Here is a 12,490-nt window from a genome sequence, read left to right as displayed (position 1 = left end):
AATTCCGCGCATGTATTCTGGCCGCATAATGAAAACGATTTCCAGTTTAGCGGAGGGGCAGCACGACGACGGGCGCCAGCATCACGGCGCCCCCGCGCCGGAACTGCCGCCGCGCGACGTCCTCGACACAGCTGGGGAACTGCTGCGCGCGCTGGCCGCCCCGCTGCGGATCGCGATCGTGCTGCAGCTGCAGCAGTCCCAGCGATGCGTGCATGAATTGGTCGACGCGCTCGGCGTGCCGCAGCCTCTGGTCAGCCAGCATCTGCGGATTCTCAAGCAGGCCGGCGTGGTGTCCAGTGAGCGGGCCGGACGCGAAGTGCTCTACCGGCTCGTCGACCACCACCTCGCGCACATCGTCGTCGACGCCGTCGCGCACGCCGGCGAGGACAGACGGTGACCGGCGCGGTCCGGTCCACCCGGCAGCGAGCGGCCATCGCCGACCTGCTCAACGAGACCGAAGGATTCCGTTCCGCCCAGGAACTGCATGACGAGCTGCGCCGCCGCGGCCAGGGCATCGGCCTGACCACGGTGTACCGCACGCTGCAGGCGATGGCGACCGCCGGCGTCGTCGACACCCTGCGCACCGACACCGGCGAGTCGGTATACCGGCGGTGTTCAGACGACCATCACCATCACCTGGTGTGCCGGGCCTGCGGCTCCACCGTCGAGGTGTCCGGCCGTGACGTCGAGACCTGGGCCGCCGACGTCGCCCGCGAGCACGGTTTCTCCGACGTCAGCCACACGATCGAAATCTTCGGGGTGTGTGGCGAGTGCGTCGGTCCGACGGGGTAAGCGGGTGCGCTGCTCGACCACGGTGTCGGTCCGCCCGGCTATTAGCGACAATGTCGCGGAAATCGCCTCACCAGTCTCACTCGCAGCAGTAGGCACACACGCCACCATCACATGCGGCACAAAGATATCGCTCTGCCACATGGGCCCCACTGGTCATGCGCCCGCGCTGCGCGCGACAATGTCGCTGTAATGCGGGCAGCACATTTTGCGGTGCGGAAGAGGCAGGCGGGGTCAGAGTGTCACTTGTTGTCTGCGGCGCGAGGTCCAAGCGACTGATGTTGCGTACGAGGCATTTTCAGCGACAGTGTCGCTAATAGGCGGGCCGAACGACACCCAGTTCCGCCGGAGGCCTAGACCGGATCGCGCGCCAGGGCAAGCACTATGTTCTCGGTGAGCGGCGCAAGCGCGATGTCGCCAGGCGCGTGCGGGTCGACCCAGGCCATCTCCTCGATCTCGGCCTGCGGCGCCGGATCCCCGTCCAGCGCCACCGAAAACAACCAGGCATCGACAACATGCCCGGGTTCGTTGGCGGCCATGGCACTGTGTCGCCCGAGCGCCCGGGCCGGCCCGTCACAACCCACGCCGAGCTCCTCACACACTTCCCGTACCAGAGCCTCGACCGGTTCCTCCCCGGGCTCGATCTTCCCGCCGGGCTGCATGAACGACGACGTCCCGCGCTTGCGGACCACCAGCACGTGGTTGCGCTCATCGAGGACCACCGCCGCGACGATGCGAATAACCCGGTAGCTCACGACATGAGGTCCCGGCGCACGTCGGCACCGGTGGCCAGCACCATCAGGATCAAGGTACGCAACGCATCATCGGTGAGCCCGCCCCCCGGAAAGTTGTATCGCAGCATCACGTCGGCGACCTTCTTCGCCGTCCCCTTGGGCGTCTGGGCCACTTTCTCCACCAGCACCACCGTGCCCAGCATGGTGCGGCCGGCGTGGCCGGCCACCTGCTCGCGAAGCTTGTTGTTCAGCGGTAGGTCCCACGCCAGCGGCTGCGTCAGCGACACCATCTCCAGATCCTCGGCGATGGCAACCACCCGCACCGACGCGACCGATCCGTCGCCGGTGACGGTCAACGCGTCGTCCTCCTCCTCGACGACGGACATCACCTCGCCCAGCACCGAGGACAACCGCTGCAACAGATTGGGCATCAGGCCCGACCGAACCTTCGATTGCGGTTCACGTACTCCTCGCAGGCCGCCCACAGATCGCGCCGGTCGTAGTCCGGCCACAGCTTTTCCTGGAAAACGAACTCGGCGTACGCGGCCTGCCACAACAGGAAGTTGCTGGCCCGCTGCTCGCCCGAAGTCCGGATGAACAGATCCACATCGGGGATGTCGGAGCGGTGCAGGTGTTTGGCGAACGACGCCTCGGTGATGCGACTCGGATTGACCTTGCCGGCCACCGCTTCCTCGGCAAGAGCCCTGGTCGCCTCGACGATCTCGGTGCGCCCGCCGTAGTTCACGCAGTAGTTGATGGTGATGACGTCATTGTCGACCGTCATCTCCTCGGCGATGTCGAACTCCTTGATGACGCTGCGCCACATCCGGGGCCGCGAACCCACCCAGCGCATCCGCACGCCCATGTCGTTGAGGTTCTCCCGGCGGCGTCGCACCACCTCGCGGTTGAATCCCATGAGGAACCGGACTTCCTCGGTGCTGCGTTTCCAGTTCTCGGTGGAGAACGCGTACACAGTCAGATGCTTGATACCGATCTCGATGGCACCACAGGTGATGTCGATGAGCACAGCCTCGCCCATCTTGTGACCATCGGTGCGGCCCAGCCCGCGCTGCGTCGCCCAGCGGCCGTTGCCGTCCATCACCACTGCGACATGATTGGGCACCTGGTCGGCCGGGATCTGGGGCGCGGCTTCCTTGGAGGTGTGTTGCGGCGGGCGGGCGAAGCGGCCGTTGGTCTCCGGCGGCAGGGCGGGGAAGACGACGGGCCAGGTGGACTTGTCCGGAAAGGTCGGGTAGTCCTCAGGCGCCGGGGGCAGCTGTGGGTAGGTGGTATCCCGCTTCCTGTCCCGCTTCAAAGCCATGCGCCATATCCTGCCCGACCAACGCGGCCCGCTGATCGGCGACCGTCCGATCGATTCGGTAAGCCCGCTCGACCAGAGGCAATGTCCGCAGTTGACGCTCCAGATGCCACTGCAGATGTGCGGCGATGAGTCCACTGGCCTGACTGCGGTGCGTGGACGATGACGTGTCGGCGTACTCCCAATCGCCGTCGTGCAGCGCCGCCATCAACTCGAGCACACCCTGCGGCGGGGTGCTGGAGCCACTGGGCCTGCAGTGCACGCACACGCTGCCGCCTGCGCCGACATGGAACGCCCGGTGTGGACCGGGTGCGGCGCACCGCGCGCATTCGGTGATCGCCGGGGCCCATCCGGCGATCCCCATCGCCCGCAACATGTACGCATCGAGCACCAGCTCACGCGCACGGGAACCGTCGGCAACCGCCCGCAGGGCTGCCACGGTGAGCCGGTGCAACGCAGGCATCGGCGCCCGCTCCTCACCGGCCAACCGCTCGGCGGTCTCCAGCATCGCGCACGCACTGGTGTAGCGGCCGTAGTCGCTGACGATGTCGGATGCGAACGCGTCGATGGCCTGCACCTGCGTGACGATGTCGAGATTGCGGCCCGGGTGCAGTTGGACATCGATGTGGGCAAACGGCTCCAACCGGGCGCCGAACTTGCTGCGGGTACGCCGCACCCCCTTGGCCACCGCGCGCACCAACCCGTGGTCGCGGGTGAGCAGGGTGACAATCCGGTCGGCCTCGCCGAGCTTGTGCTGGCGCAGCACCACCGCCCGGTCCCGGTACAGCCGCATCGTGACAGTGTCGCACCATGGCCGGACAAGTTCCGTTATGCACCGCCGATATCCTCGAAAGTGATGGGAAAATCGACTACTTGCACGACCTCCGCGTTCCCCACCCTGACCAATCAGCTGTACCAACTTGCCAGCGGCGCCATCACGTCTGAGGAATTGGTACGCCGGTCGCTGCACGCGATCGTCGCAAGCCAATCCACCCTCAACGCGTTCCGCGTCGTGCTCACCGAGCAAGCGCTGGCCGACGCCGCCAAAGCTGATCGAGATCGCGCGGCCGGCAAACAACTCCCTCTGCTGGGAATTCCCATCGCGGTCAAGGACGACGTCGACATCGCCGGCGTGCCCACCCTGTTCGGCACCGACGGCCCGGGTGGCGCTGTTCGCGTGGCCACCGCCGACGCCGAGGTGGTGCGACGCCTGCGGGCCGCGGGCGCGATCATCGTCGGCAAAACCAACACCTGCGAACTCGGGCAATGGCCGTTCACCAATGGGCCGGGCTTCGGCCACACCCGCAATCCGTGGTCGCGCAAACACGGCCCGGGTGGCTCGTCGGGTGGCAGCGCTGCGGCTGTCGCCGCGGGCCTGGTAACTGCGGCCATCGGTTCTGACGGCGCGGGCAGCGTCCGGATCCCGGCAGCCTGGACCCATCTCGTCGGCATCAAACCGCAGCGCGGCCGGATCTCCACCTGGCCGCTGCCCGAGGCATTCAACGGGATCACCGTCAACGGCGTGCTGGCCCGCACCGTCACCGACGCCGCCCTGGTGCTCGATGCCGCGGCAGGCAACGCCGACGGCGACCTGCACAAGCCCCCGCCGATACAGGCCGCAGAGCACGTCGGGCGGGCGCCCGGTCCGCTGCGGGTGGCGATGTCGACGAAGTTCCCGTTCACCGGATTCCGGGTCGCGCTGCATCCGGAGATCCGGGCCGCGCTGCAGAACGTTGCCGACCAACTCGGCCAGCTGGGTCACACGGTGGTGGCCAAAGATCCCAAGTACAGCCTGCGGATGTCGTGGGACTTCCTGTCCCGGTCCACCGCGGGCCTGCTGGACTGGTCCGAGCGGCTCGGAGAGCTCGACTACGACCAGCGCACCGCCGCCAACATGCGAATCGGCCGACTGTTGTCGGAGGACGTGCTGCGCAAGGCCCGCGCTCACGAGGTGGAGGCGCAACGGCGCATCGGCTGGATCTTCAACCTCGTCGACGTCATCATCGCCCCGACCACGGCCCAACCACCGCCACTCATCCACGAGTTCGACCGGCGCGGCTGGTATGCCACCGAACGCAGGGCGATCCAGTCCTGCCCGGTGACCTGGCCGTGGAATCTACTGGGCTGGCCGTCGATCAGCGTTCCGGCCGGGTTCACCTCCGACGGATTGCCGATCGGTGTCCAGCTGATGGGCCCGGCCAACAGTGAGCCGCTGCTGATCTCGCTGGCCGCAGAACTCGAGGCGATCACCGGCTGGGCCGCCAAACAACCAGAGGTCTGGTGGAACACGCGCAACGGTCACAGCGTCGAGACCGCCGAACGGGCGGCACCCGAGGACCACGACGTGTCGCAGGCTGTCGCCGCGGTCAACGCGCTGCGGCAACCTGGTTAAAAACCGAGCCGCCCCAACTGTTTGGGGTCGCGCTGCCAGTTCTTGGCGATCTTCACCCGCAGTTCGAGATAAACCTTTGTGCCGAGCAGTTTTTCGATCTGGGTGCGCGCAGCCGTGCCGACCTCGCGCAGCCGGGCCCCGCCCTTACCGATCACGATGCCCTTCTGGCTGTCGCGCTCGACGTAGAGAATGGCGTGCACGTCGATCAGATCGTCGCGCCCTTCCCGTGGCTCGACCTCGTCGATCACCACGGCCAGCGAGTGCGGTAGCTCGTCGCGCACGCCTTCGAGCGCGGCCTCGCGGATGAGCTCTGCCATCAGCACTTCCTCCGGCTCGTCGGTGAGCTCGCCGTCGGGGTAGTACGCCGGGCCCGGCGGCAGCTTGCCGACGAGAACCTCGGTGAGCACATCGAGTTGCTCGCCCGAGGTGGCCGAGACGGGAACGATCTCGCCATCCGCGCCGACCAGTTCGCTGACGGCCATCAGCTGCGCGGCGACCCGATCCTTGGGCACCTTGTCGATCTTGGTGACGATCGCGACGAGCGTCGTCCTCGGCGCCACTGCGCGGATCTGATCGTAGATCCACCGGTCCCCCGGCCCGATCGCCTCGTCGGCGGGAATGCACAGCCCGATCACGTCGACCTCTGAATAGGTGCCCTTGACCAGGTCGTTGAGCCGCTGCCCGAGCAAGGTCCGCGGCCGGTGCAGCCCCGGAGTGTCAACCAGGATGATCTGGAAGTCCTCCCGATGCACGATGCCGCGGATAGTGTGCCGGGTGGTCTGCGGACGGTTGGACGTGATCGCCACCTTGGTGCCGACCAGGGCGTTGGTCAGCGTCGACTTGCCGGTGTTGGGCCTGCCGACGAAACAGACGAAGCCGGAACGGAATTCGGTCATCGGAAACCCACCGAGCGTGCACTCAGCGCGAGTTCTCGCACGATTTCTCGGCCTGGTTGCACACTCGCGGTCGTCATAGCACCGTCCCCATCCTGTCGGTGACGATCACCGCGGCATCAGCCGATAGTTCGTGCACCGCAGCCACTCCGGCGTCATCGGCCGACCCGCCCACGAGCACCGCCGCTTCCAGCCCCGTCGCACCGCTGGACACCGCAGCCGCCACCGCTGCCTGCAGCGCCGTCAGCTGCAGCGCGGAAAGGGCCACCGGCGCACCGGCATAGGTACGGCCGTCCTGATCGCGGACCGCCGCGCCCGAGGAGGCCTCGGCCCGGCCCATCGCACCACGGGCCAACACCACCAACTTGTTGTCCTCGGCATCGAGTTCAGTCATCAGTGTCCTGTCTGTCGGGTTCAGTGGGGCAGACCAGCACGGTGTTGATCCGCACCCGCCCCCGGTGGTCCGGTCCGCCTTCGGCGCGCAGTCTCAGTCCGTCCCAGGACACTTCGGCGCCGGGCAGCGGCACGCGACCCAGTTCGAATGCGACCAGACCGCCGACGGTGTCCACGTCGAGATCCTCGTCCAAGTCCAGCCCGTACAGTTCGCCGAGGTCCTCGAGCGGTAGCCGCGCGGACACCCGGTACTGCCGGTCACCGAGTTCTTCCACGGGCGCGACTTCGTCGGTGTCGTACTCGTCGGCGATCTCTCCGACGATCTCCTCGAGTACGTCTTCGATCGTGACCAGGCCGGCGATGGCGCCGTACTCGTCGACCAACAACGCCATATGATTGCGGTCGCGCTGCATCTCTCTGAGCAACTCGTCGAGCGGCTTGGAGTCCGGCACGAACACCGCCGACCGCATCACCTGTGCCACCGTGGTGTCGCGGCCGCCGTTGGTCGAGTAGTAAGTCTGCTGCACAAGGTCTTTCAGGTACACCACACCGACGATGTCGTCGACGTTCTCCCCGACCACCGGGACGCGCGAGTGCCCGCTGCGCACGGCCAGTGACGTGGCCTGCCCGGCGGACTTGTCACTTTCGATCCACACCATCTCGGTGCGCGGCACCATCACCTCGCGCGCCGGGGTGTCGCCGAGTTCGAACACCGACTGGATCATCCGGCGTTCCTCGTCGGCAACCACGCCGCGCTGCTGGGCCAGATCGACGACCTCACGCAACTCGATCTCGGAGGCGAACGGCCCGTTACGGAAGCCCCGGCCGGGAGTGAGTGCGTTACCGATCAGCACCAGCAGCCGGCTGATCGGGGTGAGCAACACCGAGATCGCCTGCAGCGGAAGCGCGGACAACAACGCGATGGTGTAGGCGTTCTGCCGGCCCACGGTACGGGGACCCACGCCGATGGCCACGAAGCTGGTCACCACCATGATCGCGGCCGCGGCGAACAGGCCCCAGCTCACGCCGAGGTGTCCGTCGAGATAGGCGACCAGCAGCACCGTCGCGCTCACTTCGCAGGTGATACGCAGCAGTACAACAAGATTGGTGTAGCGCGGGCGTTCGGCGACGACTCTGCCCAGCCGGGCGGCACCGGGGCGTTCCTCGCGGACCAGTTCCTCGATGCGCGCGATCGACACCGTGGACAATGCTGCGTCGATGGCCGCGAACAGCCCACCGAAGCAGACCAGCGCGATCGCGCCGAACAGCGGTAGAACTCCGGTCACGGTTGATCGAAATGTCGGGACTTGTCCAGGAGTTGCCGGTCTTTGTCGCTCTGCCGGTCATAGTGATAGGCCTGCACCTGGTCAGCTACCCATTCCTCCAGCAGCTGACGCTGCAGGGCGAACATCTCTTTCTCCTCGTCCGGTTCGGCATGGTCGTAGCCCAGCAGATGCAGCACGCCGTGCACAGTCAGCAACGCCAGCTCCTGGCCCAGCGAATGTCCGGCCTTGGCGGCCTGCTGCTCGGCGAACTCCGGGCACAGCACGATGTCGCCGAGCATCGTCGGCCCAGGCTCGGGTGAATCGGGCCTGCCACCGGGCTCCAGCTCGTCCATCGGAAAACTCATGACGTCGGTGGGCCCGGGCAGGTCCATCCACCGCATGTGCAGGTCGGCCATCGCCGCACTGTCCAGCAGCACCATCGACAATTCCGCCGCCGGATGCACGTCCATCTTGGCGATGACGAACCGCGCGACGCTGATCAATTCGGATTCGGAGACGTCGATACCCGACTCGTTGGATACCTCGATGCTCATCGCCGGGGCCGCCCACCCGACGAGCGACGCTGGGCCCGGTTGATCAACGCCGGTTCCTCGTGTCGTGCGTAGGCGTCGACGATCTCCGACACCAGCCGGTGGCGGACCACATCGGCGCTGGTGAGCTCAGCGAAGTGGATGTCCTCGATGCCGTCGAGAATCTGCATGGCCGCGCGCAGCCCCGAGGTGGCACCGCCGGGCAAGTCCACCTGCGTGATATCGCCGGTGACAACGACTTTCGAGCCGAACCCGAGACGGGTCAGGAACATCTTCATCTGCTCGGCGGTGGTGTTCTGCGCCTCGTCGAGAATGATGAAGGCGTCATTCAACGTCCTACCACGCATAAATGCGAGAGGCGCAACCTCGATCACCCCGGCACTCAACAGGTTCGGGATCGCTTCGGGATCCATCATGTCGTGCAGCGCGTCGTAGAGCGGGCGCAGATAGGGGTCGATCTTCTCGATCAGGGTGCCGGGCAGGAAGCCAAGGCGCTCACCGGCTTCCACCGCGGGGCGGGTGAGGATGATGCGGTTGACCTGCTTGGTCTGCAGTGCGTTGACCGCTTTGGCCATCGCCAGGTACGTCTTGCCGGTGCCTGCCGGTCCGATGCCGAACACGACCGTGTGCGCATCGATGGCGTCGACGTAGTGCTTCTGGTTGAGCGTCTTGGGCCGGATGGTCTTGCCGCGCCGCGACAGGATGTCCAGGGTCAGCACCTCGGCGGGCGACTCGTCACCGGTGCCGGTGAGGATCGCGACGCTGTGCCGCGCGGCGTCGGGAGTCACATGCTGCCCGCTCGATGCCACCGCGATCAGCTCGGCGACGACGCGCTCGGCGAGCGCCACGTCGGCCGGCTCGCCGGTAAAGGTGACCTCGTTGCCGCGCACGTGGATATCGGCAGTCAGTAGATTTTCGAGTGCCCGCAGATTCTCATCGGCCGAGCCAAGCAGGCCCACGATGATGTCGGGCGGAACAGTGATGCTGCTGCGGACCGATGCATCCGGCGACGAGTCAGCTGTTGTCTCGCGGGGCGTCACGTGGGGTTTCTTGCCTGCTTTCTGTGCTCTTGAAGTATTTGAAAGCCAGTTTACCGCTGGTCAGTGACACGTCCCAATGGTTAAGGGTCAGCAGCTCTGATGAACCGAGGCGTCCACCTGCCCACGATTAACTGACGCCCGCGTGCACGGGGCCGCTATTCGGCGGCTTCCGCCAGCTTGGCCTCCACAGCCGCGCCATCCGGCTCACCGAATAGCTTCGGAGGAACCCAGTCGAAGAAAGTAACGGACGGACAATCGACGGCAGGGCCGTTCACTGTACCCAGGTCCTTTATTTTCTTGCCGGTCTTGGCCTCACGGAGCTCGATATCGTACTGGACCGAGTAATAATCGATGCTGATCGGCTTATCCCACGATTTGCTTTCACACTGCCCGGATTCCACCTCGGTGCCTGCCTTGCGCGACAGACACGCGACCACATTGATCTTCGAGAAGTCATACGCGGAATCGTTTACGCCTGCAACGCCATACCACGCGTCAGGCTGCATCCCTGGGTAGAACGCGACGGCCGTGTACGGCTCTGCGTAGTCCCCCGCGTTGCTCACCGAACCGTTCTTGCAGACGATATCGAAGTCGTCCGGCCATTCGGCTGCCTTCGCGTTCGCCGCACGTTCCTCATCGCTGACCACAACACTTTCGGCGTTCTTTTCAGAATTCGACGACAGCGCTCTGCCGACAAATGCAAAGACACCGATGAGCGCGATTACTGCGACAATTCCGACGATGAGGCCCGTATTCTTCGACGGTGGCCGACCCGGCGGCCCGGCCGGGGGCCCTTGCCATTGCTGTCCTTGAGGTGGGCCCCAGTACGGGGGCTGACCGGTTGGCGGCGGACCGCTCGGCGGGCCCGGCCAGTGTTGCGCCTGCGGCGGAGGCCAGTGGGGTTGCCCGTATGGCGGCGGCGGACCTTGGGGCGGCAAACTCACGGTTGGATCCTCCTCGGGATACAACGGGCATGTGTCGGTGCTGTCCACCCCAAGATCACAGGCGGGCCAGGCCAGCGTAATGCGCACCCGGCCGGGCCGTACGCGCCAATTTCTTCAGCCAGACTCACGTAAGCCGGCCCACAACTCCGGTCAAGATCTGCCCGGGCTGTAGTCGTCGAGGGTCTCCTGGCCGCGCAGCGTGCTGGCCACGAACCCGCCGCAGAATTCGACGCCGACAGGATCACGCATGTCGAAGTGAACGCCGGTGCGTCCTGACGTCACGTCTTGCACGATGAACCTGTTAGGCATGGTGGAAGGCATGGATGACACGTTCGGCCAGAGTTCCCTGTCCCTGTTGGAAGAGTTGCGAACTCTGCGCGACGAATTCTCGCGATTCATGTTCTCCTACAAGTTCGGTATGGAAGAGGTCGCCACGAAGGTCGGAATCCTGCAGCAGGAGTTCCAATACCTGCAGCAGTACAACCCGATCGAGCACGTGTCCTGCCGCTTGAAGACGCCGGAGAGTGTCCTCGACAAAGTGCAGCGCAAGAACTGCGAGCCGCGGTTCGAGGCAATCCGCGCCGGCATCACTGACATTGCCGGCGTACGGGTGACCTGTTCGTTCATCGCTGACGTCTATCAGGTGTCGGATGCACTGACCCGTCAGGACGACATCTCTGTGCTGAATGTCAAAGACTATGTGCGCGAGCCGAAACCGAACGGATACCGCAGCCTTCACGTGATCGTCGAGGTGCCCGTATTCCTCTCCACCGGTACCGTTACAGTTCCCGTCGAGGTGCAATTACGCACTGTCGCAATGGATTTCTGGGCAAGTTTGGAACACAAGATCTTCTACAAGTTCGACGGTGCTGTACCCACGGACATTTCCCATGACCTCAGAGAAGCCGCGACCACGGCGGCTCGGCTGGACGAGGAGATGCAACGCCTACACCGCGACTTGCACGGCGACCTGCCACCTATGCCGATGGATCTCGACCGCGGGGCAATTCCGATGCCGGACTCCGTGATCGCGCGCTTTGCGCAGCAACGTTCTGGGCATCCATCGCAGGAGTGATGAACCCGGCACGCCGGCCACCGGGCCATCAGCCCTTCTCTCCGACACCGGGGTGTCCGACGTGTCCGGGCTGACCTCGTTCTCCCAGCAGCAGTGAAAGATGTTGCATGAGCAGTCGTAGTGTGTGTTCGAGGTTGGCCTGCTCGTCGGTGGAGATCCCGTCGAGCAACTCGCATGGGACGCCCGCCGATATCGCCGCTACCGTACGCTTTCTCGCCTCGCCCGGCGCACGCCAGATCACTGGACAGACCATCGCCGTAAACGGAGGCGAATGGACAACTCGCTAACCGCCCCAGACCATTCCGCTGCCCCGTCGCCGTCACGAACGTCCTGCCCCGCAACACCTAGCGATGCGAGGACTTCGCCGACCAGCGATCCTCGCATCGATCGTCACACGCTCGCGAGATCAACGAGATCGAGCTGGGGGATCCGCTCGAAGTGCCGCCGATTTCGCGTGGCGAACGGCAGTTGGTTACGAATGCAGATTCCAGCCTGCAGGCAGTCGGCGAAACCGATTGGCGTGCCCGCGTCGCGCAGAAACGACGCGGCCTCCCCCGCTTGTAGTCCAGCAGCAATGTCAAGCGGGAGAGTACGCGACTTCAGCAGCTTCACAATGTCTGCGTGGCGACGGTGAAAGTCGGTGCCCGTACGAAGTTCAAAGGCGGTGACGGCCGTAAACCGGATCCGACGAGAACTGATCAAGTCGCGAACGAGCGAAACGCCAATTCCTTTGCCTCGCAGGAAGTCGATTACCAGGTCGGTATCGACAACTACGAGGCCCGCCACGTGCCCCGCAACTCGTGAACCGCCAGCGTCGCCTGGTCGGCATCGGTATCCGTGAACGCACCCTCCAAGCTGAGCAGTGCATCGATCTCATCGGGGGCAATACTCGCGAGGTACGCATCGAGCGCCTCTTGAACAAGAGGTGAGAACCCGCGCACACCTCGATGCTGCGCCAGGACACTCAAGGCGCGATGCTGCTCCTCGGTGATCTCAACCGTCGTGCGCATGCAGGCATTCTAGCATCGTTGCAGGTAGTGCGCTTTTTACCCGATCAAGCATGTGTCCCGCCGCCTGAAGACGCCGGAACCCGATG

The 12,490-nt window shown here is 65.2% G+C and carries 18 protein-coding genes; 5 read left to right on the top strand and 13 right to left on the bottom strand.

What is annotated here, in order from left to right; translation table 11 throughout:
- Window positions 1-28: 28 nt before the first annotated feature.
- Complete coding sequence (locus ABQF30_RS25595; protein ID WP_448469116.1) at window positions 29-397, top strand: ArsR/SmtB family transcription factor; 369 nt, start codon at window positions 29-31, stop codon at window positions 395-397.
- Window positions 394-792: a Fur family transcriptional regulator gene (locus ABQF30_RS25590; protein WP_448469114.1), complete on the top strand. Its 399-nt coding sequence runs from the start codon at window positions 394-396 to the stop codon at window positions 790-792. Before ABQF30_RS25595 ends, ABQF30_RS25590 begins: the two co-directional genes overlap by 4 nt.
- A 350-nt stretch (window positions 793-1,142) precedes the next feature.
- Here the strand turns inward: ABQF30_RS25590 and ABQF30_RS25585 are convergent, their stop codons facing one another.
- Genes ABQF30_RS25585 through recO form a run of 4 tightly spaced genes read right to left on the bottom strand, consistent with a single transcriptional unit; the run spans window position 1,143 to window position 3,634 of the window.
- Entirely contained in the window at window positions 1,143-1,544 is a 402-nt protein-coding gene (locus ABQF30_RS25585; RefSeq protein ID WP_448469112.1) for an NUDIX hydrolase, read from the bottom strand.
- Window positions 1,541-1,954 (bottom strand): hypothetical protein, encoded by a 414-nt coding sequence (locus ABQF30_RS25580; RefSeq protein WP_448469110.1) that lies wholly within the window; start codon window positions 1,952-1,954, stop codon window positions 1,541-1,543. Before ABQF30_RS25580 ends, ABQF30_RS25585 begins: the two co-directional genes overlap by 4 nt.
- Window positions 1,954-2,844: a decaprenyl diphosphate synthase gene (locus tag ABQF30_RS25575; RefSeq protein WP_448469108.1), complete on the bottom strand. Its 891-nt coding sequence runs from the start codon at window positions 2,842-2,844 to the stop codon at window positions 1,954-1,956. The genes ABQF30_RS25580 and ABQF30_RS25575 overlap by 1 nt, the downstream gene beginning before the upstream one ends.
- Entirely contained in the window at window positions 2,783-3,634 is an 852-nt protein-coding gene (recO, locus tag ABQF30_RS25570; protein WP_448469106.1) for a DNA repair protein RecO, read from the bottom strand. Before recO ends, ABQF30_RS25575 begins: the two co-directional genes overlap by 62 nt.
- Before the next feature lie 63 nt (window positions 3,635-3,697).
- On the opposite strand from recO, the gene ABQF30_RS25565 reads away from it, so the two are divergent.
- On the top strand, window positions 3,698-5,233 hold the full coding sequence (locus tag ABQF30_RS25565; protein ID WP_448469104.1) for an amidase: 1,536 nt from the start codon (window positions 3,698-3,700) through the stop codon (window positions 5,231-5,233).
- Here the strand turns inward: ABQF30_RS25565 and era are convergent.
- The 7 genes from era to ABQF30_RS25530 form a co-directional block, all read right to left on the bottom strand.
- The gene (gene era, locus ABQF30_RS25560) at window positions 5,230-6,129 is read right to left on the bottom strand and encodes a GTPase Era (RefSeq protein WP_448469102.1); all 900 of its coding nucleotides are present in this window, start codon (window positions 6,127-6,129) and stop codon (window positions 5,230-5,232) included. The genes ABQF30_RS25565 and era overlap by 4 nt on opposite strands.
- A gap of 73 nt (window positions 6,130-6,202) precedes the next feature.
- The gene (locus ABQF30_RS25555) at window positions 6,203-6,520 is read right to left on the bottom strand and encodes a cytidine deaminase-like protein (RefSeq protein WP_448469100.1); all 318 of its coding nucleotides are present in this window, start codon (window positions 6,518-6,520) and stop codon (window positions 6,203-6,205) included.
- Entirely contained in the window at window positions 6,513-7,805 is a 1,293-nt protein-coding gene (locus ABQF30_RS25550) for a hemolysin family protein (protein ID WP_448469098.1), read from the bottom strand. The genes ABQF30_RS25555 and ABQF30_RS25550 overlap by 8 nt, the downstream gene beginning before the upstream one ends.
- Complete coding sequence (ybeY, locus tag ABQF30_RS25545) at window positions 7,802-8,338, bottom strand: rRNA maturation RNase YbeY (RefSeq protein WP_448469096.1); 537 nt, start codon at window positions 8,336-8,338, stop codon at window positions 7,802-7,804. The genes ABQF30_RS25550 and ybeY overlap by 4 nt, the downstream gene beginning before the upstream one ends.
- A complete protein-coding gene (locus ABQF30_RS25540; RefSeq protein WP_448469094.1) occupies window positions 8,335-9,375 on the bottom strand; it encodes a PhoH family protein in 1,041 nt (346 codons plus the stop codon). The genes ybeY and ABQF30_RS25540 overlap by 4 nt, the downstream gene beginning before the upstream one ends.
- A gap of 155 nt (window positions 9,376-9,530) precedes the next feature.
- Window positions 9,531-10,022, bottom strand: a complete 492-nt coding sequence (locus ABQF30_RS25535) for a hypothetical protein (protein WP_448469092.1) — start codon at window positions 10,020-10,022, stop codon at window positions 9,531-9,533.
- Between the two features lie 447 nt (window positions 10,023-10,469).
- On the bottom strand, window positions 10,470-10,601 hold the full coding sequence (locus ABQF30_RS25530) for a hypothetical protein (protein ID WP_448469090.1): 132 nt from the start codon (window positions 10,599-10,601) through the stop codon (window positions 10,470-10,472).
- A gap of 10 nt (window positions 10,602-10,611) precedes the next feature.
- On the opposite strand from ABQF30_RS25530, the gene ABQF30_RS25525 reads away from it, so the two are divergent.
- On the top strand, window positions 10,612-11,394 hold the full coding sequence (locus tag ABQF30_RS25525) for a GTP pyrophosphokinase (protein WP_448469088.1): 783 nt from the start codon (window positions 10,612-10,614) through the stop codon (window positions 11,392-11,394).
- Between the two features lie 107 nt (window positions 11,395-11,501).
- Window positions 11,502-11,681, top strand: coding sequence for an SDR family oxidoreductase (locus tag ABQF30_RS25520; protein ID WP_448469086.1), 180 nt, complete (start codon window positions 11,502-11,504; stop codon window positions 11,679-11,681).
- A 103-nt stretch (window positions 11,682-11,784) separates the two neighbouring features.
- On the opposite strand, the gene ABQF30_RS25515 is transcribed toward ABQF30_RS25520, so the two are convergent.
- Both ABQF30_RS25515 and ABQF30_RS25510 read right to left on the bottom strand, forming a co-directional pair.
- Window positions 11,785-12,180, bottom strand: coding sequence for a type II toxin-antitoxin system VapC family toxin (locus ABQF30_RS25515; RefSeq protein ID WP_448469085.1), 396 nt, complete (start codon window positions 12,178-12,180; stop codon window positions 11,785-11,787).
- The gene (locus ABQF30_RS25510) at window positions 12,165-12,404 is read right to left on the bottom strand and encodes a hypothetical protein (protein ID WP_448469083.1); all 240 of its coding nucleotides are present in this window, start codon (window positions 12,402-12,404) and stop codon (window positions 12,165-12,167) included. Before ABQF30_RS25510 ends, ABQF30_RS25515 begins: the two co-directional genes overlap by 16 nt.
- Window positions 12,405-12,490 lie beyond the last annotated feature (86 nt).

It is taken from the genome of Mycolicibacterium sp. XJ870 (assembly GCF_053483975.1).
Note: the sequence above shows the minus strand (reverse complement) of the source record. Positions and strands in the feature narration are given on the sequence as shown.